General features: G+C 66.8%; 29 protein-coding genes. 8 read left to right on the top strand and 21 right to left on the bottom strand.

Features of this window, described 5'->3' with window-relative positions; genetic code table 11:
* Window positions 1-35 precede the first annotated feature (35 nt).
* The 6 genes from AC6CHP_RS15315 to argC are packed head-to-tail and all read right to left on the bottom strand — an operon-like array spanning window position 36 to window position 6,044.
* Entirely contained in the window at window positions 36-566 is a 531-nt protein-coding gene (locus AC6CHP_RS15315) for an arginine repressor (RefSeq protein ID WP_174180327.1), read from the bottom strand.
* Entirely contained in the window at window positions 566-1,576 is a 1,011-nt protein-coding gene (argF, locus tag AC6CHP_RS15310) for an ornithine carbamoyltransferase (RefSeq protein ID WP_498230769.1), read from the bottom strand. The genes AC6CHP_RS15315 and argF overlap by 1 nt, the downstream gene beginning before the upstream one ends.
* Window positions 1,573-2,787 carry an acetylornithine transaminase gene (locus AC6CHP_RS15305; RefSeq protein WP_498230786.1) on the bottom strand — a complete coding sequence of 405 codons (1,215 nt, stop codon included), beginning with the start codon at window positions 2,785-2,787 and terminating at the stop codon, window positions 1,573-1,575. Before AC6CHP_RS15305 ends, argF begins: the two co-directional genes overlap by 4 nt.
* A 53-nt stretch (window positions 2,788-2,840) precedes the next feature.
* Entirely contained in the window at window positions 2,841-3,794 is a 954-nt protein-coding gene (gene argB / locus AC6CHP_RS15300; RefSeq protein WP_188732041.1) for an acetylglutamate kinase, read from the bottom strand.
* Window positions 3,795-3,849: 55 nt separating this feature from the next.
* A complete protein-coding gene (gene argJ / locus AC6CHP_RS15295) occupies window positions 3,850-5,016 on the bottom strand; it encodes a bifunctional glutamate N-acetyltransferase/amino-acid acetyltransferase ArgJ (protein WP_188732043.1) in 1,167 nt (388 codons plus the stop codon).
* A complete protein-coding gene (gene argC / locus AC6CHP_RS15290) occupies window positions 5,013-6,044 on the bottom strand; it encodes an N-acetyl-gamma-glutamyl-phosphate reductase (RefSeq protein ID WP_427115227.1) in 1,032 nt (343 codons plus the stop codon). The genes argJ and argC overlap by 4 nt, the downstream gene beginning before the upstream one ends.
* A gap of 145 nt (window positions 6,045-6,189) precedes the next feature.
* On the opposite strand from argC, the gene AC6CHP_RS15285 reads away from it, so the two are divergent.
* The gene (locus AC6CHP_RS15285; RefSeq protein WP_498230766.1) at window positions 6,190-7,155 is read left to right on the top strand and encodes a quinone oxidoreductase family protein; all 966 of its coding nucleotides are present in this window, start codon (window positions 6,190-6,192) and stop codon (window positions 7,153-7,155) included.
* A 79-nt stretch (window positions 7,156-7,234) separates the two neighbouring features.
* Here AC6CHP_RS15285 and pheT read toward each other — a convergent pair whose 3' ends face one another.
* Complete coding sequence (pheT, locus tag AC6CHP_RS15280) at window positions 7,235-9,778, bottom strand: phenylalanine--tRNA ligase subunit beta (protein WP_498230765.1); 2,544 nt, start codon at window positions 9,776-9,778, stop codon at window positions 7,235-7,237.
* 2 nt (window positions 9,779-9,780) lie between these two features.
* On the bottom strand, window positions 9,781-10,842 hold the full coding sequence (gene pheS, locus AC6CHP_RS15275) for a phenylalanine--tRNA ligase subunit alpha (RefSeq protein WP_188732050.1): 1,062 nt from the start codon (window positions 10,840-10,842) through the stop codon (window positions 9,781-9,783).
* A gap of 212 nt (window positions 10,843-11,054) precedes the next feature.
* Here pheS and AC6CHP_RS15270 point away from each other — a divergent pair, with 212 nt between their 5' ends.
* The 3 genes from AC6CHP_RS15270 to AC6CHP_RS15260 all read left to right on the top strand — a co-directional run bounded on the left by AC6CHP_RS15270 (window position 11,055) and on the right by AC6CHP_RS15260 (window position 13,431).
* Window positions 11,055-11,540 (top strand): hypothetical protein, encoded by a 486-nt coding sequence (locus AC6CHP_RS15270; RefSeq protein ID WP_498230763.1) that lies wholly within the window; start codon window positions 11,055-11,057, stop codon window positions 11,538-11,540.
* Between the two features lie 3 nt (window positions 11,541-11,543).
* Entirely contained in the window at window positions 11,544-12,236 is a 693-nt protein-coding gene (locus AC6CHP_RS15265; RefSeq protein ID WP_188732054.1) for an SIMPL domain-containing protein, read from the top strand.
* 82 nt (window positions 12,237-12,318) lie between these two features.
* The gene (locus AC6CHP_RS15260; protein WP_188732195.1) at window positions 12,319-13,431 is read left to right on the top strand and encodes an Rv2578c family radical SAM protein; all 1,113 of its coding nucleotides are present in this window, start codon (window positions 12,319-12,321) and stop codon (window positions 13,429-13,431) included.
* Here AC6CHP_RS15260 and AC6CHP_RS15255 read toward each other — a convergent pair.
* The gene (locus tag AC6CHP_RS15255) at window positions 13,428-13,871 is read right to left on the bottom strand and encodes a (deoxy)nucleoside triphosphate pyrophosphohydrolase (RefSeq protein ID WP_308421995.1); all 444 of its coding nucleotides are present in this window, start codon (window positions 13,869-13,871) and stop codon (window positions 13,428-13,430) included. The genes AC6CHP_RS15260 and AC6CHP_RS15255 overlap by 4 nt on opposite strands.
* A gap of 162 nt (window positions 13,872-14,033) precedes the next feature.
* Here AC6CHP_RS15255 and AC6CHP_RS15250 point away from each other — a divergent pair, with 162 nt between their 5' ends.
* Together AC6CHP_RS15250 and AC6CHP_RS15245 are read left to right on the top strand one after the other, a co-directional pair.
* A complete protein-coding gene (locus tag AC6CHP_RS15250) occupies window positions 14,034-15,242 on the top strand; it encodes an MFS transporter (RefSeq protein WP_498230760.1) in 1,209 nt (402 codons plus the stop codon).
* A 157-nt stretch (window positions 15,243-15,399) separates the two neighbouring features.
* Window positions 15,400-15,675, top strand: coding sequence for a GlsB/YeaQ/YmgE family stress response membrane protein (locus AC6CHP_RS15245; protein ID WP_009358633.1), 276 nt, complete (start codon window positions 15,400-15,402; stop codon window positions 15,673-15,675).
* 122 nt (window positions 15,676-15,797) lie between these two features.
* Here the strand turns inward: AC6CHP_RS15245 and AC6CHP_RS15240 are convergent, their stop codons facing one another.
* The 4 genes from AC6CHP_RS15240 to infC all read right to left on the bottom strand — a co-directional run bounded on the left by AC6CHP_RS15240 (window position 15,798) and on the right by infC (window position 18,593).
* Entirely contained in the window at window positions 15,798-16,709 is a 912-nt protein-coding gene (locus AC6CHP_RS15240; RefSeq protein WP_498230758.1) for a TrmH family RNA methyltransferase, read from the bottom strand.
* A gap of 63 nt (window positions 16,710-16,772) precedes the next feature.
* Entirely contained in the window at window positions 16,773-17,159 is a 387-nt protein-coding gene (rplT, locus tag AC6CHP_RS15235; protein WP_013600575.1) for a 50S ribosomal protein L20, read from the bottom strand.
* A gap of 119 nt (window positions 17,160-17,278) precedes the next feature.
* Window positions 17,279-17,473 carry a 50S ribosomal protein L35 gene (gene rpmI, locus AC6CHP_RS15230; protein WP_009358635.1) on the bottom strand — a complete coding sequence of 65 codons (195 nt, stop codon included), beginning with the start codon at window positions 17,471-17,473 and terminating at the stop codon, window positions 17,279-17,281.
* Between the two features lie 115 nt (window positions 17,474-17,588).
* Window positions 17,589-18,593 carry a translation initiation factor IF-3 gene (infC, locus tag AC6CHP_RS15225; protein ID WP_229675437.1) on the bottom strand — a complete coding sequence of 335 codons (1,005 nt, stop codon included), beginning with the start codon at window positions 18,591-18,593 and terminating at the stop codon, window positions 17,589-17,591.
* Between the two features lie 386 nt (window positions 18,594-18,979).
* Here infC and AC6CHP_RS15220 point away from each other — a divergent pair, with 386 nt between their 5' ends.
* A complete protein-coding gene (locus AC6CHP_RS15220; RefSeq protein WP_188732061.1) occupies window positions 18,980-19,378 on the top strand; it encodes a DUF1844 domain-containing protein in 399 nt (132 codons plus the stop codon).
* Window positions 19,379-19,539: 161 nt separating this feature from the next.
* On the opposite strand, the gene AC6CHP_RS15215 is transcribed toward AC6CHP_RS15220, so the two are convergent.
* The 8 genes from AC6CHP_RS15215 to AC6CHP_RS15180 all read right to left on the bottom strand — a co-directional run bounded on the left by AC6CHP_RS15215 (window position 19,540) and on the right by AC6CHP_RS15180 (window position 25,839).
* Complete coding sequence (locus AC6CHP_RS15215) at window positions 19,540-20,838, bottom strand: MFS transporter (RefSeq protein WP_498230755.1); 1,299 nt, start codon at window positions 20,836-20,838, stop codon at window positions 19,540-19,542.
* Between the two features lie 55 nt (window positions 20,839-20,893).
* Window positions 20,894-21,775 (bottom strand): SseB family protein, encoded by an 882-nt coding sequence (locus AC6CHP_RS15210; protein ID WP_188732064.1) that lies wholly within the window; start codon window positions 21,773-21,775, stop codon window positions 20,894-20,896.
* A 14-nt stretch (window positions 21,776-21,789) separates the two neighbouring features.
* On the bottom strand, window positions 21,790-22,536 hold the full coding sequence (gene priA / locus AC6CHP_RS15205; RefSeq protein ID WP_427115235.1) for a bifunctional 1-(5-phosphoribosyl)-5-((5-phosphoribosylamino)methylideneamino)imidazole-4-carboxamide isomerase/phosphoribosylanthranilate isomerase PriA: 747 nt from the start codon (window positions 22,534-22,536) through the stop codon (window positions 21,790-21,792).
* Between the two features lie 39 nt (window positions 22,537-22,575).
* Window positions 22,576-22,734 carry a CG2302 family histidine operon protein gene (locus AC6CHP_RS15200; RefSeq protein WP_181038237.1) on the bottom strand — a complete coding sequence of 53 codons (159 nt, stop codon included), beginning with the start codon at window positions 22,732-22,734 and terminating at the stop codon, window positions 22,576-22,578.
* Window positions 22,735-23,547, bottom strand: coding sequence for an imidazole glycerol phosphate synthase subunit HisH (gene hisH, locus AC6CHP_RS15195; RefSeq protein WP_498230752.1), 813 nt, complete (start codon window positions 23,545-23,547; stop codon window positions 22,735-22,737). It lies immediately after the preceding gene.
* Complete coding sequence (gene hisB, locus AC6CHP_RS15190) at window positions 23,544-24,170, bottom strand: imidazoleglycerol-phosphate dehydratase HisB (protein ID WP_066274905.1); 627 nt, start codon at window positions 24,168-24,170, stop codon at window positions 23,544-23,546. Before hisB ends, hisH begins: the two co-directional genes overlap by 4 nt.
* A gap of 60 nt (window positions 24,171-24,230) precedes the next feature.
* Window positions 24,231-25,349 (bottom strand): histidinol-phosphate transaminase, encoded by a 1,119-nt coding sequence (locus AC6CHP_RS15185; protein ID WP_498230750.1) that lies wholly within the window; start codon window positions 25,347-25,349, stop codon window positions 24,231-24,233.
* A 73-nt stretch (window positions 25,350-25,422) separates the two neighbouring features.
* A complete protein-coding gene (locus tag AC6CHP_RS15180) occupies window positions 25,423-25,839 on the bottom strand; it encodes a LysM peptidoglycan-binding domain-containing protein (protein WP_427115237.1) in 417 nt (138 codons plus the stop codon).
* A gap of 324 nt (window positions 25,840-26,163) precedes the next feature.
* Between AC6CHP_RS15180 and lexA the strand changes: the two genes are divergently transcribed.
* The gene (gene lexA / locus AC6CHP_RS15175) at window positions 26,164-26,898 is read left to right on the top strand and encodes a transcriptional repressor LexA (RefSeq protein ID WP_188809386.1); all 735 of its coding nucleotides are present in this window, start codon (window positions 26,164-26,166) and stop codon (window positions 26,896-26,898) included.
* The last annotated feature ends 84 nt before the right edge of the window (window positions 26,899-26,982 follow it).

Here is a 26,982-nt window from a genome sequence, read left to right as displayed (position 1 = left end):
CTTGTAATTGGGGTTGGTTGATGTTGTCTTCAAGCTTATTGCCCGGCTTCTTCAGCCAGCTGCAGGAACCTGGCGGCGAGGTCCTGGCCGCCCTGCGGGTCCCGGGCCACCAGCAGCACGGTGTCGTCCCCGGCAATGGTGCCCAGGATGGACGGCATCACCGAGTGGTCAATGGCCAGTGCCAGGAAGTTCGCGGCCCCCGGCGGGGTGCGGAGCACGGCGATATTGGCCGAAGCCTCCGCGGTGACCAGCAGTTCGCTGCACAGCCGGGCCAGCCGGGCGTCCAGGATCTCCTGGCTCACGCCGCTCCGGGCAGCCCGTTCGCCGCCTTCGCCGGGTACGGCGTACACCAGCACGCCCTCCTTGCCGCGGACCCGGACCGCGCCGAGTTCCACGAGGTCCCGCGACAGCGTTGCCTGGGTGACCTGCACGCCGTCGTCCGCCAGCAGTGCTGCCAGCTCCGCCTGGGATCGCACGGACTCCCCCGTCAGGATGGCGGTGATGCGCGCCTGGCGGGCTGTCTTGGTCGCCGGGCTGGAGCCCGGCGACGCCGGTTGGGCGGACACTAGAACGTGCTCTCCCCTGTGCCTTCAACAGGTGCGAGTCCGTCGACGAAGGCCAGGCCCGACCGGTGCATCAGCCAGGCCATCAGGGCCTTCTGTGCGTGCAGCCGGTTTTCGGCCTCGTCCCAGACGATGGACTGCGGTCCGTCGATGACGCCGGGAGAGATTTCGTAGCCGCGGTAGGCGGGCAGGCAGTGAAGCACGACGGCGTCTTCCGCAGCCTGTGCCAGGGCGGCCTCGTCCACGGCGTACTCCCGGAACAGCTGCATCCGGGCTTCCTTTTCCGTCTCCTGCCCCATGGACACCCACGTGTCCGTGGCAACGACGTCGGCGCCTTTCAAGGCCTCCGCCGCGTCAGTGGTGATGAGCACCGAGCCGCCCGTCTCCGCAGCGCGTTCCTCGGCTGCGGCCACGATGTCTGCTGCCGGCAGGTAGCCTTCCGGCCCGGCGATCCGCACGTGCATCCCGGCCGTGACTCCGGCCAGCAGGTAGGAGTTGGCCATGTTGTTGGCGGCGTCCCCCAGGTAGCTCATGGTGAGGCCTTTGAGTTCGCCCTTGTGCTCTTTCACGGCCAGCAGGTCCGCCAGCAGCTGGCAGGGGTGGTAATCGTCGCACAGGGCGTTGATCACAGGAACCCTGGAGTTCTCCGCCATGGCCACCAGGCCGGAGTGGGCGCCGGTCCGCCAGACGATGGTGGACACCATCCGCTCCAGGACCTTGGCGGTGTCCTCCACGGATTCCTTGTGCCCGATCTGTGCCTCTCCAGGGTTGATGATCAGGGCGTTGCCGCCCAGGTCCGCGATCCCTGTGGCGAACGAGACCCTGGTCCGGGTGGAGGTTTTGTCGAAGATCACGGCCACCGTCTTGCGGCCGCTGCCCTCGGCGGCGTACGGCTGGACGCTGTAGGGCGCCGCCTTCATCCGGGCTGCGAGGCCGAGGACCTCGGCCTGTTCGGCGGGGCTGAGGTCCGTGTCCTTGAGGAAGTGCCGGGTAGCGCTGGCTGCTGGTGTCACTGGGCGTCCTTAGCTGCTTGGAGGATTGCCGGGAAGGCGTCGAGGAAGGTGTCTGCCTGCGCCGTGGTCAGGACCAGCGGCGGCGCAAGGCGGATGGTGCGGGGGCCGGGACTGTTGACGATGAACCCGGCGTCAAGGCCGGCCTGCACCACGGCGGGGGCGACGTCCGCGTCTAGGTCGAAGCCGATGAGGAGGCCTTCGCCGCGGACTTCGGTGACGCCCGGCAGGCGTGCCAGTCCGGCGCGCAGGTGCCCACCCACGGCTGAGGCGTTGGCCAGCACGTGCTGGCTTTCGATGGCGTGCAGGGTGGCGAGGGCGGCCGCCGTCGCCACCGGGTTCCCGCCGAACGTGGTGCCGTGCTGGCCCGCAGCCAACAACGACGACGTTTCCGGACCGTAGGTGATCAGGGCACCGATCGGGAAGCCGCCGCCCAGGCCTTTGGCCAGGGTGACGGCGTCGGGCATGATCCCGGCATCCTCGCTGGCAAGCCATTTCCCGGTGCGGCCGATGCCGGTCTGGACTTCGTCGAGGATCAGCAGTGCTCCCACCCTGGCGGTCAGCTCGCGGGCGGCCCGAAGGTATCCGGGCGGCAGGGGGCGCACGCCCGCCTCGCCCTGGATGGGCTCAAGGAAGACGGCGGCCACGGTCTCGTCAACGGCGTCCTTGAGTGCCTCCACGTCGCCGAAGGGGATGTGCACGACGCCGGCGGGCAGCGGCTCGAACGGCTCGCGGTAGGCCTCCTTGGCGGTCAGCGCAAGGGCGCCCATGGTCCGGCCGTGGAAGGCCCCCTCGAGGGCGATGATCGTGGTCCGTTTGGCGCCGCTGCCGCCCGTATTGCGGCGGGCCAGCTTGAAGGCGGCCTCGTTGGCCTCGGTGCCGGAGTTGGTGAAGAACACCTTGGAACCGGCAGGGGCGTCGGTGAGGGCCAGGAGCTTTTCGGCCAGCGCGATCTGCGTGGGGCTGGTGAAGAAGTTGGAGACATGGCCGAGGGTGGCCAGCTGGCTGGAGATCACGGACGTAACGAACGGGTTGGCATGGCCCAGCGCGTTGACGGCGATGCCTCCGAGCAGGTCGAGGTACTCCTTGCCGTCGGCGTCCCAGACCAGGCAGCCGGCGCCGCGGACCAGGACGCGCTGCGGGGTGCCGAAGACGCCCATGAGGGAGCTGGAGTACCGGGCGAGCCACTCTGGGCCGCTGCCGCTGCCGGTCATCACGGAAGCTTTGGCGTCCCGGTCGCTGACTGGACTCACGTCAACAGTTTCGTTCATGCGTTCGTCTCCTCGTCGGGGACCACCTGCGTGCCGATGCCCGCGGTGGTGAAGGTTTCCAGCAGCATGGAGTGGGCCAGGCGTCCGTCCACGATGTGCGCACGCTCCACGCCGCCGTCGATCGCCTTGAGGCACGCCTCCATCTTGGGGATCATGCCGGATTCCAGCGAGGGCAGGAGCTCCCGCAGGTCCGATGCTTTCAGGGAGGAGATCAGCGAGGTCTTGTCCGGCCAGTTGGCATACAGGCCTTCGACGTCGGTGAGGATCACCAGTTTGGAGGCACCGAGGGCTTCGGCCAGGGCTGCCGCCGCGGTGTCCGCATTGACGTTGAGCACCTGTCCCGTGGTCTGGACGCTGCCGTCTGCTGCGAACCCCTCGACGTCGATCTCCGGGGCCACCGTGGAGATCACGGGAATGCGTCCGGCGGCGAGGATGTCCAGGATGCCTTCCGGGTTTACGCCCACCACTTCACCCACGAGCCCCAGGTCCACTTCCTCGCCGTCGATGACGGTGCCGGTGCGCACGGCGCGCAGCAGTCCGCCGTCTTCACCGGACATGCCCACGGCGTAGGGGCCGTGGGAGTTGATCAGGCCCACGAGTTCGCGGCCCACCTGGCCGGTGAGGACCATGCGGACCACGTCCATGGCTTCCGGAGTGGTGACCCGCAGGCCTCCCTTGAACTCGGACTCGATGCCCAGCCGGGCCAGCATGGAGTTGATCTGGGGCCCGCCCCCGTGCACCACCACAGGGTGGATGCCCACGTGGTGCAGGAACACAACGTCCTCGGCGAAGGCACGGCGCAGCTCGTCGTTGACCATGGCGTTGCCGCCATACTTGATCACCATGGTGGTGCCGGCAAAGCGCTGGATCCAGGGCAGCGCCTCGATCAGGGTGCCGGCCTTGCTTTGGGCATCAAGCGTGGACGTGGTTTCGCGGGTGCGGGTGTTCATCAGGCAGTTTCTCCAAGGTTGCCGGGCGCCGGAAGGGGCCGGCTCAGGTGGTGCGTCAGCTTGAGTAGGCGCTGTTCTCGTGCACGTAGTCGTGGGTCAGGTCGTTCGTCCAGATGGTGGCCTCGGCGTCGCCGGCCTGAAGGTCGATTTCCACCAGGACCTCGCGCGGTTCCAGGTCCACCAGGCCGCGGTCGTCGCCGATGCTGCCGTTGCGGCAGATCTGGACACCGTTCATGGCCACGTTGAGCTGGTCGGGTTCGAAGACGGCGTCAGTAGTGCCGACGGCCGACAGTACCCGTCCCCAGTTGGGATCCTTGCCGAAAATAGCGGCCTTGAAGAGGTTGGAGCGGGCCACGGAACGGCTGACGGTTTCGGCGTCCGCTTCGCTGGCAGCGTTGAAGGTGCGGATGGCGATGTCGTGGCTGGCACCCTCGGCGTCGGCGATGAGCTTCCGGGCAAGTTCGGCGCAGACCTGGGTCAGGCCGGCACCGAAGGCCTCTGCCGACGGCACGGCGCCGGAGGCACCGGAGGACAGCAGGACCACGGTGTCGTTGGTGGACATGCAGCCGTCCGAGTCTGCCCGGTCGAACGTGACCCGGGTGGCGTCGCGGAGGACGACGTCGAGCAGTTCCGCGTCCACGGCCGCATCAGTGGTGAGGACCACCAGCATGGTAGCCAGGCCCGGAGCCAGCATGCCCGCACCCTTGGCGATCCCGCCGATGGCGAATTCCTCGCCGTCCGCATCGGTGCCGATAAACAGCGCTGCCTTGGGAACGGAGTCGGTGGTCATGATGGCGGTCGCTGCCTCGGGGCCGCCGTCGGCGCTCAGCGCGGCAGCAGCAGCCTCCACGCCGGGAAGGATTTTGTCCATGGGCAACTGCTCGCCGATCAGGCCGGTGGAACACACGAACACGTCCGTGGCGGAAATGTCCAGGACCTTGGCCACCTTTTCGGCGGTGCTATGCGTGTTCTGGAAGCCGGCCGGCCCCGTGCAGGCGTTCGCTCCGCCGGAGTTGAGGACAACCGCGTCCACGCGGCCGTCCGAGACAACCTGGCGGGACCAGTGCACGGGCGCTGCGGCGACGCGGTTGCTGGTGAAGACGGCAGCGGCGGCTTTGGACGGGCCGTCATTCACCACCAGGGCAAGGTCCGGTTTGCCGGAGGCCTTGAGTCCGGCGGTGACGCCGGCGGCCCGGAATCCACGGGGGGCGGTAACGGTCACGGGGCAACTCCCTGCAGGTCAAGGCCGGCGGTTTCCGCGAGGCCGAGGGCAATGTTCATGGACTGGACGGCGCCGCCGGCGGTCCCTTTGGTGAGGTTGTCGATGGCGCAGGTGACGATCACCCGGCCGGTGTGGGAATCGAACGCCAGCTGCATGGCAGCATGGTTCGACCCCTGCACGGATTTCGTGGCGGGCCACTGGCCTTCCGGGAGGACGTGCACGAACGGTTCGTCGTCATAGGCATCGGTCCAGGCCTGGCGGAGCTGCTCCCCCGTGGTGCCGGCCTTGACCTTCGCCGTCGCCGTCGTGAGGATACCCCGGCTCATGGGCGCCAGGGTGGGCGTGAAGGACACGGTGACCTGTTCGCCCGCGGCGTTGGACAGGCCCTGTTCGATCTCGGGTGTGTGGCGGTGTCCGCCGCCAACGCCATACGGGCTCATGGAACCCATGACCTCTGAACCGATGAGGTTCACTTTGGCGGCCTTGCCTGCACCGGAGGTGCCGGAGGCAGCAACGATGACGACGTCGTCGGGCTGGAGGAGCCCGGCGGCGAAGCCGGGCGCAAGGGCCAGCAGGGCCGACGTCGGGTAGCAGCCGGGCACGGCGATGCGGTTGGCACCTTTGAGGGCCTCGCGCTGGCCCGGGAGCTCCGGCAGGCCGTAGGGCCAGGTGCCGGCGTGGGCGGAACCGTAGAACTTTTCCCACGCCGCCGGGTCCTCCAGCCGGTGGTCTGCGCCGGCGTCGATGACGACGGTCCCCGCCGGCAGCTGGGCTGCTATCTCCGCGGAGGCGCCGTGCGGCAGGGCCAGGAAGACGACGTCGTGGCCGGACAGGTTCTCCACCGAGGTGTCCTCGAGGATGCGGCTTGCGAGCCCGTGCAGGTGGGGCTGCAGTTCGCCGAGCCGGGATCCGGCATTGCTGTGGGCTGTGATGGCTCCAATGGTGACGCCAGGATGCCCGGCCAGGAGGCGCAGGACCTCTCCCCCGGCGTATCCGCTGGCACCGGACACTGCAACAGAAATAGTCATGACCACCACCATACAGCAAAAGTATTCACTGATGCCGATATTTATGCATGCAGGGGAGGGTGCCCGTTATGGGGCTTCCGCGGACTGTCCCTAGGATGGTGGCAGCAGCCGGAGCCGGAAACGCCGGGACCGGGAAAGGTGAGCAATGACCCACGCAATCGTCGCACGTCAGGCAGGCGGACCGGAAGTCCTTACCTACGAGGACATCGAACGCCCTGTCCCGGGGCCCGGCCAGCTCCTGGTGAAGGTGGGGGCAGCGGGCGTCAACTTCATTGACACGTACAAGCGCAGCGGCACCTACAAGGTCCCTTTCCCGTTCACCCCCGGGTCCGAAGCCGCCGGCACCGTTGAAGCGGTGGGCGATGGCGTCACGGGGTTCGTCGCCGGCGACCGGGTGGCCACGGCGGAGGGCATCAACTGCTACGCGGACTACGCGCTCGTTGATGAGGCCGCCGCCCTGCCGGTCCCGCGCGGCCTGGACGACCTGACGGCGGCTGCGCTTCCCCTGCAGGGCATCACCGCCCATTACCTGATGAACTCCACCTTCAAGGTGGAACCGGGCCACACCGTCCTGCTGCACGCGGGTGCGGGGGGCGTGGGCCTGCTGCTGATCCAGCTGCTCAAGGCCCGGGGGGCGGAAGTCATCACCACGGTCTCCACGGACGGGAAGGAGCAGCTCGCGCGCGGGGCCGGCGCCGACCACGTGCTGCGGTATGAAGGCTTCGCGGAGCGGGTCAGGGAGATCACCAGCGGCACCGGCGCCGACGTGGTGTACGACGGCGTTGGGAAGGACACGTTCGACGGCTCACTGGCCGCTTTGCGCGTCAGGGGGATGCTGGTGCTTTTCGGCGCTGCCTCCGGCCCGGTCCCTCCCGTGGATCCCCAGCGCCTGAATGCCGGCGGTTCGTTGTTCCTGACCAGGCCCACCATGGGGCACTACCTGAGGGACGCTGCGGAGCGGCGCTGGCGCTCCGGCGAAGTGTTCGCGGCCGCGGCGGACGGCAGCCTGAAGGTCCGGATCGGCGCGCGGTACCCCTTGGTGCAGGCCGCCCAGGCACACCGCGACCTTGAGGGGCGGAAAACCACCGGAAAGGTCATCCTGGTTCCGTAGGACGGACAGCAACGGGAGACAGGAAAGGTCCCCTAGCCGTGCGGCTGCGGGGACCTTCCCTGTTGATGCGTGCTTGCGGTCAGCGCTGGACGGCGCCGAAGCGCTCGGCCGCCAGGGCCACCGCGCCTTCCCGTGCCGCTGATGCCTCGTCCGCCGTGAGGGTGCGGTCGTTGGCACGGAACCGAAGCCCGAACGCGAGGGACTTCTTGCCTTCCTCGATGCCCTTGCCTGCGTAGACGTCGAAGAGCGCAACGTCCTCCAGCAGTTCGCCGGCACCTTCGCGCAGGGCCGCCAGGACGTCGTCGGCGGGGACTGCAGCAGGAACCACCAGCGCCACATCCTGGGTGGCCACGGGGAACGTGGAGATGTGGCGCGCCACGATCACGTCCGGCGCGGCGTCGAACAGCGCGTCAGCATTGAGCTCCAGGGCCACCGAGCGTGCAGGCATGTCCGATGCCGCCAGCAGCTTGGGATGCAGCTCACCGGCGTAGCCCACCACGTCCCCGTTGCGGAGCGACAGCCGGGCCGCACGGCCGGGATGGAAAGCCTGGTGGCTGCCCTGGCTGACCAGGACCTCCACGCCCAGGACGTCGCCGGCAATGCGGGCAAGATCCAGCGCGTCAGCCCAGTCCCAGGGCCGCGGCGTATGGCCGGCGGCTGCCGGGGAATCGTGTCCCGTGAGCACTGCGGCGAGGTGGAATGGCTGGTCCGGGACGCCGTCGTACAGTCCGTCCAGCACCTCATCGGAAGGCTTGGCCCCAAGCGGCGGGATGGAGGCAGTGCCCACCGTGCCGCCGGGCAGGAACACCAGGCCTGACTCGAAGAGTGCCAGGTCGCGGAAACCGCGCGAATGGTTCCGCTTGGCCACCTCGATGAGCCCCGGCAGGATGGACGTGCGCAGGAAGCCCTGCTCTTCGCTGATCGGGTTCGCCAGCTTGACCGCGGTCCGGTCGGCGCCCTGTTCGGCCACCCCAAACGTGTCATTGGCTGCCTTGGACACGAAGGGGTAGGACAGGACTTCGGTGAGGCCTGCATCCGCCAGGGCCTGGATCAGGCGGCGGCGCTGCTGCTGCACCCGCGTCAGGCCGCGCCCGGGAGGCGCCACGGGAAGCGTGGCGGGAATCTTGTCGTAGCCCACCAGCCGGGCAATCTCCTCGGAGAGATCCTCCTTGGTTTCCAGATCGTTCCGCCAGCTGGGGGCCGTAACGGTCCAGCCGCCGTCGTTCTTCTCCACCGCGGCGCCGAGGTCCTGCAGGGACGTGACAATCTGCTCTTCGGTGAAGTCGATGCCAATGCGGGCGGCAGCGAAGGCCTCCGGAAGTTCGATGCTGACGGAGTCCGGAGCGGTCCCCACATCGGTTCCGGCCTGGTCCGCCGTTCCGCCGGCCAGCTCGACGAGCAGGTCGACCACCCGCTGGGCGGCGATGCCGGCCACGTGCCAGTCCACGCCGCGCTCAAACCGCTTGGACGCTTCAGACGGCAGCTTGTGGCGGCGCCGGGAACGGGCAATGGACACCTCGTCGAAGTGCGCGGCTTCCACCAGAACGGTCGACGTCGAGTCGCCCACCTCAGTGGCGGCGCCACCCATCACTCCGGCGATGCCGATCGGTCCGGAGGCGTCCGTGATCAGGAGGTCCTCGGCGTCGAGCGTGCGTTCCTTGCCATCGAGGGTGGTGATCTTCTCGCCGGCCAGGGCCCGGCGCACTACGATGTCCCCGGACAGCGTGTCCTGGTCGTAGCAGTGCGTGGGCTGGCCGAGTTCCAGCATCACGTAGTTGGAAATATCCACCGGCAGGGAGATGGAACGGATGCCGGAGAGGCGCAGCCGCGAAACCATCCACGGCGGGGTGGGCTTTGTGGCGTCCACGCCGCGGACGGTTCGGGCCACGAACCTGTCGCATCCGGGCTTGCCGTAGATGGGGGCATCGTCATTGATCTTGACGCCGTACCCGCCGGACAGCTCCGCAGGAGCGGTGACGCGGGAAGCGGGGTCCGTGAAGGTGGTGCCGGTGGCGTGGGCGTACTCGCGGGCAACCCCTCGGATGGAGAACGCGTAGCCGCGGTCCGGCGTCACGTTGATCTCGGCAGCCTGGTCGTAGAGGCCCAGGAGCTCCATGGCGTCAGTACCAATTTCGGGGTCCAGCCCGATGCGGGACAGCACCAGGATGCCGTCGTGGTCCTCGCCGATGCCGAGTTCGCGGACGGAGGCGATCATGCCTGCGGACAGGTGCCCGTAGGTCTTCCGGGCAGAGATGTGGAAGTTGCCCGGCAGCACGGCGCCCGGCAGGGTGACCACCACCTTGTCCCCCTCAACGAAGTTGTGGGCGCCGCAGATGATGCCCTGCACACCGGAGGGGTCAATGCCGTCGCCGGTGAGGGTCTGCTCCTGGCCTTCGGGAACCACCCGGACCTGGCACCAGTTGATGGTTTTGCCGTTGGTCTGGGGTTCCTTGACCAGGCTCAGGACCTGGCCCACCACGATGGGCCCCTGCAGGGTGTCTGTGGGGCGGTGGACGTTCTCTTCTTCAAAGCCGACCTTGACCAGCTCGGTCATGACGTCTTCTGCCGTTGCTCCGGCTGGTACCTCTGCGAATTCACGCAGCCAGGAAAGTGGGATACGCACTGTTAGATCTCCATCCCGAAGTGCTCGCTGAAACGTACATCGCCTTCGATCATGTCGCGCATGTCCCCCACTTCGTTGCGGAACATAAGGGTGCGCTCGATGCCCATGCCGAAGGCAAAACCTGAATAGACGTCCGGATCGATGCCGGCGGCGCGGAGCACGTTGGGGTTGACCATGCCGCAGCCGCCCCACTCGATCCAGCGCGGGCCGCCTTTGGCGCCGGGGTGCCAGATGTCCAGCTCCGCCGACGGTTCCGTGAACGGGAAGTAGTTGGGACGCAGCCGGATCTGGGCCTCGTCGCCGAACATCTGCCGTGCGAAGTGCTCAAGCGTGCCGCGGAGGTCTGCCATGCTCAGGTGCTTGTCGATGGCAAGGCCTTCGAACTGGTGGAACACCGGAGTGTGGGTGGCGTCCAGTTCATCGGTGCGGAACACCTTGCCCGGGCACAGCACATAGATGGGCAGCTCGCGTTCGAGCATGGAGCGTACCTGCACCGGCGAGGTGTGCGTGCGCATCAGCAGGTGCGCCTCGGGCGGTTCCACGAAGAAGGTGTCCTGCATTTCGCGGGCAGGGTGGTCCGGCTTGAAGTTCAGGGCGTCGAAGTTGAACCATTCCGATTCGACTTCCGGCCCCTCGGCGATCTCCCAGCCCATGCCCACAAAAATGTCCGCCACGCGGTCCTGGAGCGTGGAGAGCGGGTGCCGTGCACCGGCACGACGGCGGCGCGGCGCGGCGGTGACGTCCACGGTCTCTTCCAGGAGGATGCGGGCGTCGTTTTCCGCTTCCAGCTCTGCTGTGCGGTCGGCGAGCGCCTTGTTGACCCGTCCGCGAGATGCGCCCATCAGCTTTCCGGCGAGGGCCTTCTGGTCCTTGGGCAGCTTGCCTATCTCACGGTTGGCGAGGCTGAGCGGGGACTTCTCGCCGGTATGGGCGAGCCGCACCGCCTTCAGCTCATCAAGGGTGCCCGCGCCGGCAATGGCGGCGACGGCCTGGTCTACAGCGGCAGTGATGGCGGCTTCATCCGTGGGGTTCGGGATGGCGGCGCCCGGCAAAGTTTCAGTCATCTACTGTTCTTAGCTACGAGTCGTGGCTGCCGGTGAACGGGGCAGCCCTGCACGGTTTCCCGGCGGCGCGTCCGTCACTGGCAGGTCATGGATGAATGTCCCCAATGCCAACTGTGCATTCCGGTTCATTCAATGACCAGGTCAGGGCACACCGGTTGAGCCGGCGGCCACTGCCCTCCAGTCTAATTGAAGGCTCCGGCTACCATAGCCTCATGACAGTGCGCCGGCGCCCGGGAGCCCAGAAGCGCCTCACGGCTGCGCAGAGACTGCGGCAGGCGGCGAACCTGGCTAACGGCAGCACTGCCCTTGGCCTGGCCGTGGCCCTTGCCGCGCGCACACGGATCAGCAGCGGCCCCCGCGGCCTGATCCTTGCGTCCGGGTACAGGCCGCGGCTGCCTTTCGCCGGAGCTTTTACCCTGGGCAACGTGGTGTTGTGCCGAGGCACCGCCGCCGAGTTATTGTCCCGCCCGGCCCTGCTGGGCCACGAGGAGAAGCACTGCACGCAGTACGCCTGGTGCCTGGGCGCGCCGTTCCTTCCCCTGTATTTGCTGGCCGCAGGCTGGTCGCTGGTGCGCTCCGGCAACCCGGGGACGCGCAACATCTTCGAGCGCCACGCCGGCCTTGAAGCCGGCGGTTACCCTACGGGCAAAACCCGGCGCCGGCCTCCGCGCCGCCGCCCGTCTGAAGTGGAGGTTTGACCCATGGCCACTGCGTACGACGCCGATGAAGCCGGTGGCGGTGCCACCCGTGGCAATGCCTCGCCCGGCACAGTCCGCGTGTCGGGCGCGGGCTCGGCGGAAGCCGCGCCTGACCTTGCGGTGGTTTCGATCGGGGTGGAGTGCCGGGCCGATTCGGTGGGGCACGCCTACGCGCGGGCGGGAGCCGGCTCGGACGCCGTGACGGCCTCTTTCCGCAGGCATGGGGTGGCCGACTCCGACATCCGCACGTCGGGCCTTAACGTCCGCGCGGAACTCGCCTGGCGGGACGGCGAAGGACAGCGGGTCACCGGATACGTGGCAGCCAGCACCCTCACCGTGAAGCTGCGGGACCTGGGTTCCGCCTCAGCCGCCACTTCGGAGGCAGTTGACGCGGGCGGAAACGATGTCCGGCTGAACGGCGTGGAACTCACCTTCAGCGATGACGCGGCTGTGCGGGCACGCGCCCGGGAGGCCGCCTGGCTGGACGCCCTCAGCACCGCCACGCAGTACGCGCAGCTTGCCTCTGCCCGGCTGGGACGGGTGCTTTCCATAGCCGAGGACGGACCGGGCCGGGGCCCGGTGCCGCTGCCCCGGATGCAGCGGGCGGCTGCCGTGGAATCCCTCAGCGTGGAGGCTGGCGATTCCGTGGTGGACGCGGCAGTCAGCGTGGAGTGGGAGCTCCTGGCCGGCACCTAGGCGCACGCCGCACTGGCACCAGCCGGCCGCTCCACGCCGCGCATGCTTGACATTGGTTCGAACATAGATTCGAATGGACGGCATGAGATGGGACGCCCAAGCACTGATGCCCCGGCCAGCGGAAACGGCTGCGCAAACCCCATCCCCCGCATTGCTTCCCCTGGCCGGCCTGGTCCGTTCCATCACGACCCCCGAGTTCGCTGGCATCACCTTCCATGAGGTCACCGCCAAATCGGTGCTCAACAAGGTGCCTGCCGGTTCACGGATGCCCTTCGAGTGGACCATCAACCCCTACCGGGGCTGCAGCCACGCCTGCGTGTACTGCTTTGCCCGCAAGAGCCACACCTACCTTGATTTTGACGCCGGGCTGGACTTTGACAGCCAGGTGGTGGTGAAAGTCAACGCGGCTGAGGTTCTCCGGAAGGAACTGGCCAAGCCATCGTGGACGCGTCCGCAGGTTGCCCTGGGTACCAACACGGATCCTTACCAGCGGGCTGAGGGCCGCTACCAGCTCATGCCCGGCATCATCACCGCACTTGCCGAGTCCGGCACTCCCCTGTCCATCCTCACCAAGGGAACCCTGCTTGCCCGCGACATTCCCCTACTCAAGAGCGCGGCCGCCCAGGTGCCCGTGGGCATTGGCATCTCCCTGGCCATGACAGACGAAGCCCTGTCCGAGGCCATTGAGCCTGGAACGCCCGGACCCCGGGCGCGACTCAAGCTCGTTTCCCGCCTCCGTGAAGCCGGCCTGCCCTGCGGTGTCATGGCCATGCCCATCCTGCCGTGGCTTTCGGACAGCGATGAGGCCCTCGACGCGCTGTTTGCGTCCCTGGCGGCTGCGGGCGCAACCGGCGTCACGGCCGGAGCCCTGTACCTCAAGCCAGGGACCAGGGAGTGGTTCATGAAGTGGATTGCCGCCAACCATCCCGGGCTGGCGGGCCGCTACCGGCGGCTCTACGGGACAGGTTCGTACGCGTCCAAGGAATACCGCTCGTGGCTTGCGGGCAAAGTCCGGTACTTCAAAGCCCGCCACGGGTTTACCAACACGTCCGGCTTCAGCCACAGGGATCTGGAGGACGATCCCCGGGGTGAGGAAGCCGAATATCCCGCAGGCATCATCCCCCAGGCGGCCGCACCCGGCCAGGAACTGTCCGGAAAAAAGCAAGCTTCCGAGGGACAGGCAACGCTCTTCTAGGACCGTGCGCCTTCTGCCCTGACGGCGCCAAGCAGGGCCCGGACTATCGGAAAATCCGCGGGAATCCACGGCAGGTCAAGGACACCCCTGTGATTCTCCAGCGCCATCCACCGAAGTTCATCGTGGTCCTCGAGCGCCTTCGGCTCCCCGTGGGCAATCTCCGCAAACCACACCCGCATGCTGGCCCGGTGGTTCAGTGGCCAGCCGCCCGGAACCTGCGACGGGAGCTCAGCGCCGAGCCGAACCCCTATCCCCAGCTCCTCGAGCAGTTCGCGGGCCAGCGCCGCCTCCGGCTCCTCGCCGGGCTCCACTTTTCCACCGGGGAACTCCCAGAGTCCTGCCAACTGCTCCGGAGCGCTGCGCCGCGCCACCAGCAGCATGGAGGGTTCCGCCAGGCTGTCCACGACGGCTCCGCCTACCACCTGTATCTGTCCGTTCACCGCCCCATTCTATGGGGGACAATGAATGGACCAGCTGCAAATATCCTTCTGCCAGGGGAATACTGGTTCCCCTTTCCGGGTTGTTTGCAGGGTCCGGACCTCATCAGCCCCACTGCCGTGGCATTGGTCCACCATCACTTTCCTCCTTCGAAAAGCAGGCTTATGAGCAGCGTCCTCCAAACGTCCACGGCAGCCCCCGCCCGATCCAGCAACCTGGCCATGGCCATCCTCGCCCTCGCCATGGGCGGGGTGGGCATCGGGGTTACGGAATTCACCATGATGGGCCTGCTGCGGGAAGTCGAGCAGGGCCTTGGGGTTTCCACGCCGGAAGCCGGCCACCTCATCTCCGCCTATGCCCTGGGAGTCGTGGTGGGAGCCCCGCTGCTGGCCGCGGTGGGTGCCAAGCTCCCCCGCAAGCACCTGGCGCTCGGACTGATGGTGTTCTTCACAGTGGCCAACCTGGCGTCCTTCCTCGCCCCGGATTACGGAACAATGCTGGTGTCGCGCTTCGCCGCCGGGCTGCCGCATGGCGCATTCTTCGGGGTGGCAGCCGTCATCGCCGCTTCCTTGGTTCCACCCACCCGGCGGGGCTGGGCCATCTCAATGGTGATGGCCGGCCTGAGCATTTCCAACGTGGTGGGAGTTCCGTTTGCCACCTGGATGGGCCAGACGTACGGCTGGCGGCTCCTGTTTGTCCTGGTGGGACTGATCGGCCTGCTGACCATTGCCCTGGTATGGAAATTCGTCCCCTTCCACGAAGCCCACCCGGATGCGAGCATCCGGCGCGAACTGGGCGCCCTCAAACGCCTGCAGGTGTGGCTGGCCATCCTGATCGGTATTGTCGGCTTTGGCGGCTTCTTTGCCACCTACACCTACATCGCCCACACCATGACCCTGGTGGCAGGCATCCCGTCCTCACTGATTCCCCTGGTGGTGGCCCTGTATGGGCTGGGGATGGTGGCCGGCAACATTGTGGGCGGCCGGATTGCGGACAGGTCCGTGATGGGCACCCTCTACAAGGTGCTGCCCGGCATCGCCGTTGGCCTGGTGGTGTACGCCGTGGCCGTCCAGTGGCCGTGGTCCGCCTTTGTCATGGTGTTCGTGGTGGGTGCTTCCGGGTCCATGCTGATCCCCGCACTGCAGACCCGGCTCCTGGACGCGTCCCCGGATGCCCCCTCCCTCGCATCATCACTGAACCACGCGGCGCTGAACGTCGCCAACGCCCTCGGGGCATTCCTGGGCGGGCTGGTGATCGCCTTGGGCTGGGGCTACACAGCCCCCGCATTGGTAGGTGCCGTCCTCGCCCTGCTGGGTCTCGGCGTCGCCATCACCAGCGGACTGCTGGAGCGAAAGAGGCCGCTGGCCGCCTGATCCCTGGAGTGATGATTCACTCGTGGCCCGGCACCCGGCGGCCCTGCCCGCCGGCCTACCGGGTCAACTGCCTGTAAGCCTGCTGACATCAGGGGACCCGTATGTTAGCTTGAGCCACATCGGGACCATGAGATCCCGGTCAGTATAAGGAGGAGACATGGGTTTTCTTGCTTGGATTATTCTGGGCCTCATCGTAGGGGCCATTGTTAAGGCTGTCATGCCCGGACGGGTTGGCGGCGGCTGGGTGACCAGCCTGGTACTGGGTGTCGTAGGCGCCATCGTCGGCGGCTGGATCGGAAGCCTCCTGTTCAACAGGGGCGATCTTGCCTTCTTCGACCTCGGCACCTGGATTCTCGCTATCGTCGGCGGCCTGGTTGTGGCCGGCATCTACGGAGCTATCACCGGTCGCGGCAAGGCCACCCGCGCACCCTGATCCGCTCGCAGGACAACATCAACAGCAAGGGCTCCGGCGAACCGGAGCCCTTATATGTTTAATCCCGCCTGTCTGTTGAGGCGCGCACTGCCTGAGGCATAGGCAGTGCGGGGCGTCCAATGCTAGGCGGTTACCGGGACCGGCAGGTGCTGGGAGCGCGCGCTGGCATAGAGGCAGACCGTAGCCGCTGTCCCCAAATTGAGGCTTTCCGCGGAACCATACACCGGCACGGCGACCCGGTGGTCCGCCAGCGCGAGCTCCTCCGGGGACAGGCCCTGGGCCTCGTTGCCGAACAGCCAGGCCGTGGGCTGCTCCAGTGCGTACTCGGACTGCGGCCCTTCGCCGGTCAGTCGGCGCCGGGCGTTCTCGTCCTGCAGGGTGTCGAGGTTGAGGGGCCCGTAGCCGTCGGCCGCCAGGACGCCGATACCCCTGGCTCGGCAGGCAGCCGACAGTTCGTCAATGTCCGCCCCCAGCACCACCGGTAGGTGGAAAAGCGAACCGGCCGTGGACCTGACGGCCTTGGGGTTGTAGATGTCAACGCTGGACGCTGTGAGGATAACGGCGTCGGCTCCCGCTGAATCCGCCGCGCGGAGGACCGTTCCGGCGTTGCCGGGGTCGCGGACCTGGCAGAGCACGGCAACCAGGCGGGGGCCGGCGTCGAGCACTTCCTGCAGCGTCACGTCAAGGAAACGGCAGACGGCGACGATCCCCTGCGGGTTGACGGTGTCCGCCATGGCTGCCAGGACCTCGTCCGTGGCCAGGCGGGCATTGACTCCCTGGGACAGTTCCTCGAATTCCGGATGCCGGTCCAGGCAGCTTTCACTGGCGAACACCTCGGTGACCACGCCAGGCTGGCCCGCGGCAAGACGCTGCTGATGGAGCCTGAGCGCTTCCCGCACTGCCTGCGGCCCCTCGGCAAGGAACTGTCCGCGCTTTAAACGGGCCGGGCGCCCGGCAAGTTTTGCCACGTCCCTCACCCGATCAGCTCGGGGATTGGACAGTGGAAAATCTTGCGGGCGCCCGGTTTCGTTCATATAAGAACTTTAGTGGCTGCTGCCACCGGTTCTTGAACTGTCCCTGACGGGAACAACCGTTTGCTAGGCGACAGCCTTCTTGGCGGAGGTGTCGGCAGGCAGGGAATCCTTGGCAACCTTGACCAGCGCTGCGAAAGCGTTGGCGTCGGAAACGGCCAGCTCGGCCAGCATACGGCGGTCAACCTCAACCTCAGCGGCCTTCAGGCCCTGGATCAGGCGGTTGTAGGTGAGTCCGTTGGCGCGGGATGCAGCGTTGATGCGCTGGATCCACAGGCGGCGGAAGTCGCCCTTCTTCTTCTTGCGGTCACCGTAGCTGTACACAAACGAGTGCAGCAGCTGCTCTTTGGCCTTGCGGTACAGACGTGAACGCTGTCCACGGTAGCCCTTTGCGCGTTCAAGGATAACCCGGCGCTTCTTGTGGGCGTTGACCGCCCTCTTCACACGTGCCACGTGCGTACTCCTTCGAAAATTCTGCTCCCAAGCATCTACTGCCGGTAGTCCCGGCGGCCTGAGAAGGCTTTTTGGTAGGTGACTTACACCAGGTGGTGGTCAGTCTAAGAACTTGGAAACTAGATGCCGAGCATCTTCCGGATGACCTTGGCGTCGCCCTTGAAGACAATCTTGTCGCCGGCGAGGCGGCGGGTCAGCCTGGAGGACTTGTGCTCGAGGTAGTGGCGGCGGTTGGCCTGCTGGCGGCGCAGCTTGCCGCTGCCGGTCAGCTTGAAGCGCTTCTTGGCACCACTGTGGGTCTTCATCTTCGGCATGGGAACCGATCTCCTTACGTTCCGCAGGCTGGGCCTGCAGCTCTATCGCGCAGCTGCCCCTCAGGGCGGCGTGCTGGTTGCTGACTGCCGGAGGGCGACCTCCGGCAGCTGTGGACTAAGTGGTCTTCTTGCCGGCCGGCTTGGGCGCTGCCTTGGGGGCGGGCCGTGCGGCAGGCTTCGGTGCAGCGGGCCTGGCCACCGGCTTCGGCGGAGCAGGCACTGCTGCGGGCTTCGGCGCGGCGGCTGGAGCAGCAGCAGGCTTCTCCGCTGCGGCCTTCGGTGCCGGTGCAGCCTTGGGCTCTGCTGCCTTGGGAGCAGCAGCCGCCTTGGGTGCAGCAGGAGCCTTCGGCGCTTCGGCCTTGGGGGCCTCCTGCTTCGGGGCTTCGGCCTTGGGTGCTTCCTGCATCGGTGCCTCAGTGGCCTTGGCAGGGGCTTCGGCGGATTCGACGACGGCGGCCGGCTCCTGCACAGGTGCTTCGGTTTCCGGCTCGGTGGTGATGGCGAACCCCTCCGGGAGCAGATCCGCGAGCGACTGGGTCAGGGGCGCCTGATCATCACCGGAGGTGTCAACGCGGCCCGAAGCCTTGGCTTCGTTCTCCGCCTTTGCCTCGGCTCGCTGCGTGGCGCGGCGGGCTTCGGCCTTGGCCTCTGCCTTGTTCTTCAGCGGACCAACCACCATGACCATGTTGCGGCCGTCGATGCGGGGGCTGGACTCAACAACGCCAACTTCCGCAACGTCGTCGGCGAAGCGCTGGAGCAGGCGGATGCCCATTTCCGGACGCTGCTGCTCGCGACCACGGAACTGGATCATGGCCTTGACTTTGTCCCCGGCGCCGAGGAAGCGCAGTGCGTGCCCGCGCTTGGTCTCGTAGTCGTGGGTGTCGATCTTCAGGCGGAAGCGGATTTCCTTCAGAACGGTGTTCGTCTGGTTCTTCCGTGCTTCACGTGCCTTAACCGCGGCCTCGTACTTGTACTTGCCGAAGTCCATCAGCTTGCACACCGGAGGCTTCGCCTGAGGTGCAACTTCAACGAGATCAAGGTCGGACTCGGCAGCCAGACGCAGGGCATCCTCAATACGGACGATTCCTACCTGTTCACCTGCAGGGCCGACCAGCCGCACCTCGGGGACGCGGATACGCTCATTGATTCTTGGCTCGCTAATGTTAAAGCTCCTGTTTTTGTTGTGGAATCCGGCAAATAGAGAAGGCCCCCAATTGCCGGAGCAATCGAAGGCCTCTGAAAGATCGGATGCAGGTCCCGCGAAGGGACTGCGCACATGGCTCCGGCTCATGCCGGCTCCATGCCCAACCAGGTACCCGGCAACCTTGAGTTCCAAAGTGTTGGAACAGCGGCTGGCGCGGGTGGGAGAGAACTCCGCTTGCAAACTGCATGCCATCTTACAGAAAAAATTCCCGTCAACGCTGTGCAGCGCCGGTGGGAACCTTGATCGTTTGGAACAATCTCTGAAATAACGACATCCAGTCGGTCTGTGTCAAGCTTACCAGTATGAGCACCCCAGACAGTAATTCATACGTTTTCGAGCCTGCGGCGGATGAGGCAGGTGCCGCTGGCGACGTCTCGCAGCACGTCCGCGACATTTCCGAGGTGCCGGCGATCGAGGTCATTACCACGGCCGCCGTCCACCTGATGAGTGCAGCCGCAGTGAAGCTGGGACTCGCAGCCGAGGACAACGCGGAAGAACTGAAGGACCTGGACGAGGCCCGGAAACTGATCACCGCTCTGGCCGGCCTGGTGACCGCCGCCGCCCCGGAGATCGGTTCCCAGCATGCCGGACCCTTGCGTGACGGGCTGCGGTCCCTGCAGCTGGCGTTCCGCGAAGAGTCTTTGATCCCCGATGCCCCGGGCAAGGGCCCGGGCGAGAAGTACACCGGGGCAGTTAACTGACCGGACCGCAACACCCTTTTCTGAACCCCCGACGACGGCGGGACGGCTTCACAGGTCGTCCCGCCGTCGCGCATTTAATGGATTTTTTGTCCAGATATGCAGACTTTAGCGCCTCGGAAGCCGGCATATCTGGACAAAAACCCGGCCTGCCGGGCTGGAAATTACTGGGCCCCGATTTTGCCCCGGCGGCGCTGCTGGAGGACAAGGCCTGCGAAGCAGAGCACGACGCCCGCAACACCCACCGAAACGAAGCCTCCGGATGGCCCCGTCACGTCGATGAACACCCCCGCGAGCGGTGCACCCAGCGCCACACCGCCTGTCAGTGCCGAGCCGTACCAGCCCATGGCCTCCCCGCGGCGTTCCTCAGCCACCAGGTCCGCAACTTTTTCCGATGCGGAGGACAGCACGGGTGCGCAGAGCAGTCCCGGCAGGATTGAGACGAGCGCGAGCGACCACGTATCGTGCGCGAACCCCATGGGGATTGTCAGCGCGGCCATTCCGAGCAGCAGGAGGATCGGTGAGACCGGGCGGTGCATGGCCCCGTAGATCAGGCCTCCCACCACGGACGCGGCGCACCAGAAGAGGAAGACGATGCCGATTTCGGCCTGCCGCCCCCCGGTTTCCAGGGCGGCGACGATGCCGACGTCGGTTCCGCTCAGCACCATGCCCGCGCCCGCCGCCACGGCGAAGACTGCCGCCACGGTGGCGGTGAACCAGGCGAAGTTGTGGGCTACCTTGCCGCGCAGACCCGGTCCGCGGTGTGTTGCGCCCGCAGGCACCAGTTCGGCCGCAGCCTCCTGCAGGTGGGCAGGGGCGGCTGACACCACGGCGGCCTCGGCGGCGTGGCGCTCATCTACGCTGCGTTCCTCATCCTGCGCCGGGCTTCGGGTGGGCGGGTTGAACCACATCAGGAACAGCCCGGCCAGCGACGTGGAGACCCCCACAATGGTGAGGCCCAGCACCGTGAAGCCGCTGGTGGCAACGATGGCGCCCGCAGCGGGACCGATCATGAACACCACCTCAGTGGTGATCGCATCGAGGGCGAAGGCGGTACGGCGCTGGTCGCCGTCGGCCAGCACGCCCAGGGACTGGCGCACCACGCTGAAGATGGGAAGCGTGAGCAGGCCGCCCACGAACACCAGCGGAAGGAGCCACTGGTAGGACACGTGCGGAACAACGGACCAGATAACCGCTTCCGAGATCACGGAGGGGATGAGTGCTGTCCGGAGGCCCACAGTGTCTACCCGCCTCCCGCGCCACGGTGCACCCACGGCAATGCCGATGGTCATGACGGCGGCGGCAGCGCCCGCGGCGGCGTACCCCTGGTCCAGGGTCAGGACGATGTGGAGGGTCAGCAGTACCCCGGCAGCGGAGTGGGGAATGCGGGCGACCATGCCCACCAGCAACAGCCGGCGGATAGGCCGGACGGCGAGCAACTCCCTGTAGAGAGCGAAATTCACTGAGTGATCCTTAAGTCCTGCCGCAGTGGCTGGGGATCACCCCGCTGGCTGCCGGCTAGTGGTCTGCACGCCTCAACTTGATGTCGATCGAGTCGACGCGCTCCCCAAACAATACATTCCGGGACCATTGGGCCTGGAGTCCGCCCACCAGTTCCTGGACCCCCGCGGCATCCAGCCCGTCCTCCAGGTAAAGCACCACCTGCAGTTCCGGCCCGGCGCCTCCGCCTGCTGCCACGGTCCCGTCGGCGGCACGGGCGGCCACTCCCCTGCCCTGTACCAGTTCGAGGTTCCGGACGGCGGGAAAAGCGGCGGCCGCACTGCCCATCTCGGCGGCAAGTTCCTGGTCCTTGTAGGACGGCGTCCACTGCTGCTGCTGGGCCAGCGCCCACACGGCAGGGCGCCGCACCACAAACGTGAAGGCAGAGCCCGGGTCAAGGACCAGCAACTCTGCGCCTTCGGCGACGGCAGAGAGCGCGGCGCGTGCGGCGTACACAGCAACGGGTCTGGCTCCGGGATGCCAGGCGGACAGCGCCGCTGTGGAGGTGAAGGCTGGCATTGCTGTCCTGCCGTCGGCGGCTTTGAGCGTGACCAGCGCCATGTCGGCCTGCTTGTCGGCCTGCAGGCCGTCCTGGCCTTCCGCTTCCTCCGCGAGCTGGGCCACGATCGGGATGAACACCCGTGCGGTGGCGAGCGAGGCGACGACGGCCGCCTCGTCCCCGGTTCCGTCCCGGAGTGCCGCTATGGCGGCAAGATAGGCGCCGCTTGCCGTCCCGTCGTCGTTCTCGAAGTTGTGGATCCTGGCGTCGTCGCCCGCCAGACTCCGGCCTGTCCAGGGCTGCCCTGCGGAGTCCGTGGCGCCGCCGGCCCCTGCCAGCGCCGCAGCGATATGCCCCGGCAGCTGGCGGGGTGACGGGGTGCCTGATTCGTTGCTGGCCATGCCGGCGTGCGCCCTTAGCGGCGGCCGGCCACGTCGAGGGCTTCGGGCAACGTGAAGGCGCCGGCGTAAAGGGCCTTGCCCACGATGGCACCTTCAACACCCAGGGGCACCAGGGAGCGCAGGACCTTCAGGTCGTCGAGGCTGGAGATACCGCCGGAGGCCACCACGGGCTTGCCGGTTTTCTCCACCATCTGGCGGAGGAGTTCCACGTTGGGCCCTTGCAGGGTGCCGTCCTTTGTCACGTCAGTGACCACATAGCGGCTGCAGCCGGCTTCCTCGAGGCGGCCCAGGACCTCCCAGAGGTCTCCGCCTTCCTTCGTCCAGCCGCGGCCGGCCAGCGTGGTTCCGCGGACATCGAGCCCGACGGCGATTTTGTCACCAAAGCGCTCGATGGCCCGGCGGGTCCATTCGGGGTTTTCCAGCGCGGCAGTTCCCAGGTTCACGCGGGCAACTCCGAGGTCCAGCGCCGCTTCGAGGGTTGCATCGTCACGCAGCCCGCCGGACAGCTCCACGTTGATGTCCAGCCGGCCCACCACTTCGCGGAGCAGCTCGGCGTTTGAGCCGCGGCCGAAGGCTGCATCCAGGTCCACCAGGTGAACCCATTCAGCTCCCTGCTGCTGCCAGTTCAGCGCTGCTTCGAGCGGGGTCCCGTAGCTGGTCTCACTGCCCGCTTCCCCTTGCACCAGCCGGACGGCCTGGCCGTTGACGACGTCGACGGCGGGCAGCAGTTCGAGAACGGGAAGGTCAGTTGCAGTGGTCATGGTGAATCCTCAGGGTGGGGGCAGGATGGCCTGCCGCGGTCAGTTGCCCGGCAGCGTCAGCAGGTAGGCGGCGAGCAGCGACATGCCCGCAAGAACATAAAACGAAATCTGGGTCCAGAGCGGCTTGTGCTGCTGCCTGAAGGACAGGGCGCCGCCGACGAGGACGCCGGCAAGCCCCATCAGGAGAACGGACCACATCTAGGCGGTGCCGTCTTCCGAATCCGGCACCCCGCCGTTGGCCGGGGCACCGCCGGCCTGGGTGCTGTTGGCCTGGGTGCTGTCGGGCTGGCCGGCGGCAGCGGGCCTGCGCAGGGCTTCCACCCAGTTGTGGAGCAGGCGCGCGCCCGCATCACCGGATTTCTCGGGGTGGAACTGGGTGGCGCAGAGCGGACCGTTCTCGACGGCGGCAATGAACGGAGCGCCGTGCTCGGACCACGTGACCAGGGGCGCTGCCATCCGTGGCTGAATGACATCGAAGTTCCATTCCTGGACCCCATAGGAGTGCACAAAGTAGAACCGCTCGTTTTCGATGCCGGCAAACAGCTTTGAGCCCTCGGGTACCTTGACGGTGTTCCAGCCCATGTGCGGCACGACGTCCGCCGGCAGGAGTTCCACCTTGCCGGGCCATTCACCCATGCCTTCAGCTTCGGTGCCATGCTCCACTCCAGCCTCAAAGAGGACCTGGAGGCCCACGCAGATGCCCAGGACCGGCCGTCCGCCGGCCACCCGCCTGCCAATGAGGCGGATACCGTCCACGGCTTTGAGCTCACGCATCACGGTTTCGAAGGCCCCGACTCCGGGGACCACCAGGCCGTCGGCGTTCAGGACGTCCTCCGGCTTTGAGCTCAGGATGACTTCCGCACCGGCCCGTTCCAGCGCCCGCACGGCGGACCGGACGTTTCCGGAGCCGTAATCCAGGACAGTGACGGTGGGCTTGCCCTCGGGTGAGGGCAGCTTCCGGGAGGCCGAGGGATCCACGATGGCACCGTCCCGCAGGACCTGGCCGCTCACAGCGCACCCTTGGTGGAGGGGATCCCCTCAACACGGGGATCCGGTTCCACAGCAGCACGGAGCGCCCGCGCGAACGCCTTGAACTGGGCCTCGACGATGTGGTGCGGATCGCGGCCTGCGATGACGTTCATGTGGAGGCAGATGCCCGCGTGCAGCGTGATGGCCTCGAACACGTGGCGGGTAAGTGACCCGGTGAAGTGGCCGCCGATCAGGTGGTATTCCTGGCCTGCGGGCTCGCCGCCGTGCACCAGGTAGGGACGCCCGGAAACATCGACGACGGCGTGGGCCAAGGCCTCGTCAAGGGGGACGGTGGCCTCGCCAAACCGGCGGATGCCGGCTTTGTTCCCTAGCGCGGTGCGCAGCACCTCTCCGAAGGTGATGGCGACGTCCTCCACCGTGTGGTGGACGTCGATGTGGATGTCGCCTGTGGCTTTGACGGTCATGTCGATCAGCGAGTGCTTGCACAGCGCCGTGAGCATGTGGTCGTAGAACGGTACCGACGTGTCGATGTCCGAGGTGCCGGTGCCGTCCAGGTTGATTTCCACGAGCACGGACGACTCACTGGTGGCACGTTCCATGCGCGCAGTGCGGGCCGCAGCCACGTTCGATCCGGTGGTACTCATGCGTTGGGTCCTTTTGGGCAGAAGGGGCGGTTCAGGGCGTCCAGCGCCGCTGCTTCCAGTCTAGGCGGGAAGCGAGGCCTGGCTTGCAAGGATGCTTTCCAGGGATGTGAGGAAGGCTGTGGTTTCGGTCTCAGTTCCGGCCGTGACGCGAAGATGGCCCGGAATCCCCACGTCCCGGATCAGTACGCCCGCATCCAGCAGTTCCTGCCAGACCCGGTGCGGGTTCTCCAGTCCGCCGAAAAAGACGTAGTTGGAGTCGGACGCGGCGGGCTTGAGGCCCATGCGCGTCAGCTCCGACACGATGCGGTCCCGCTGCTTCTTGATGTCTTCCACATCCGCCATCAGCGCCTCACGGTGCTGGAGGGCGGCCAATGCGGTGGCCTGCGTGATGGCGGAGAGGTGGTACGGCAGCCTTACCAGGCGCAGCGCATCGGCAACTTCGGGTGCTGCAGCCATGTAGCCCAGGCGGGCTCCCGCCAGCGCGAAGGCCTTGCTCATGGTCCTGGACACGATCAGCCGCTCCCGGCCTGGCAGCAAGGTCAGTGCACTGGGCGTCCCGTCGTGTGCGAACTCGTGGTAGGCCTCGTCCACAATGACGATGGTCTGGCTCGCTTCACCGGCCTCGTAGACGGCCTCCACGACGTCCAGCCCCAGTCCCGTCCCCGTGGGGTTGTTGGGTGAACAGAGGAACACGATGTTGGGCTGCAGTTCCTTGACCTGCCGCGCCGCGGATTCGGCGCTGAGGCCGTAGCCCTCGGCGCGCTCACCGACGATGTACTCGGTGTCCGTTCCACTGGCCAGCAGCGGGTACATGGAGTACGTGGGCGGAAAGCCGAGCGCTGTGCGTCCAGGGCCGCCGAAGGCCTGCAGGATCTGCTGGAGCACCTCGTTGGAGCCGTTGGCGGCCCAGAGGTTGGTCTCGTCCAATCCATGGCCCAGGTATTCCGCCAGCGCTTTCCGCAGTTCCGTAAACTCCCGGTCCGGGTAGCGGTTCAGCCCTGCGGCAGCCTCGGACACCGCCGCGCTGATGGCAGCCCGCACGTCAGCCGGAACACCATGGGTGTTCTCGTTGACGTTGAGGAGGATGGGGACGTCCAGCTGCGGCGCACCATAAGGGGTAAGCCCGCGGAGGTTGCTGCGGAGGGGAAGCCGGTTCAGGCGTTCTAGCTGGTCATTCACCTGAACAGTTTAGTGCCCGTGCCGGGTGCCGGAAAATGTGACGGCATCCTGTTCGCCCTCGGCATGTGCCGCATTAGCCGGCGGGTACGAACAGCTGCTGCCCCGGGAAGACCGTGCCTGCGGACAGGTTGTTCAGCTGCACGATGTCCGCCACAACATCACGTGCGTCGCGCTCCGGCGCCACGGTGGCCGCGATGCCCCACAGCGACTGGCCGGGCTGGACCGTCACGCTGACCGCGGACGTCGTCTCAAGGTCCGCAGCAGAGTCGGAGGCTTTCGCCGGGGAGTTGAAGAAGCCTGCCAGGGAGAGCAGCAGGGCGGCCAGCAGCACCAGGGGAATCCCGATCAGCACGATGCGGCCGCGGCGGGTCAGCCGCAGGGGCGGAAGGGGTGCCGGCCGTTCCGGCTTCCGCTCTTCAGGCCCGGACAAGAGTTGCTGCACTGAGAGCAGCTGTGGACGTGAACCCCGCGAAACAGATGAAGCTGACATGAACTGAGCCCTCCTGGACCATACTGTGCTGCCCGGATGTTCTGCTCCGCGCCCCGGCAGGGGCATTCCGGCGCCGTCTTCGAATGGCCCGAGTTCGCAGTAGAACATATGTTCGAACTTTGCTTCTTCAGTTTTAGCACCTATCAACGAACATTGTCGAGACTCGCTAGAACAAATGTTTGAAAAAGCAGTGTGGCTGGCCTAGCTTTGAACGAAAGAACAACCACCCGGACAGTCGATCAGCAGGGTCTGACATTATGGGGCGGGATCCTCCAGGGCTTGGCCGTGGAGGGGCCCCGCGGACACCGAAAGGCATTGGCGAATATGGCAGCAGCAGCCGCCGGGGGCAGGGCAACCGCGCAACCGAAGAGGACCGCCAAGGGCCTGACGCCACGGCAGAAAAAGATCCTCGAAACCATCCAGCGCTCCGTCAATGAGAACGGCTACCCCCCGTCCATGCGGGAGATCGGTGACACGGTGGGACTGGCCAGCCTTTCAAGCGTCACGCACCAGCTGGCCCAGCTGGAGAAACTCGGCTACCTCCGCCGTGACCCGAAGCGTCCGCGCGCCATGGAAGTCCTCATGCCCCTGACCCTGGACGGCGGCGCGGCCAAGCCGGCCAGCCAGCCATCAGCGGGAATCTCCGCAGGCGGGGCCACCGTCACGGAGCTGCCCACGGCCTTGGACACCGCGATGGTCCCACTCGTTGGCCGCATCGCTGCTGGTGGCCCCATCCTTGCCGACCAGCAGGTGGAGGATGTTATGCCGCTCCCCCGGCAGCTGGTGGGCCAGGGCGAACTGTTCATGCTTAGGGTGGCCGGGGATTCCATGGTGGATGCAGCCATCTGTGATGGCGACTGGGTGGTGGTCCGCCGCCAGGCGGACGCCGCCAACGGCGACATCGTCGCTGCCCTCCTCGACGACGAGGCCACCGTGAAAACGTTCAGGCAGCGTGACGGCCACACCTGGCTGCTCCCCCAGAACACCCAGTACGAGCCCATCCTCGGGGACCACGCCACCATCATGGGCAAGGTCGTGTCAGTCCTCCGCTCGCTGTAGCCGCCCGCTCCTGGCCCAGGCAGAACCAACCCACAGCACAATTAGCCCGGGGCAGATCCGGCCCTGCGCAGTGCGTGGCCGGAT

It is taken from the genome of Pseudarthrobacter sp. GQ63 (genome assembly GCF_059758765.1).
This window is presented reverse-complemented; position numbering and strand designations above follow the sequence as displayed.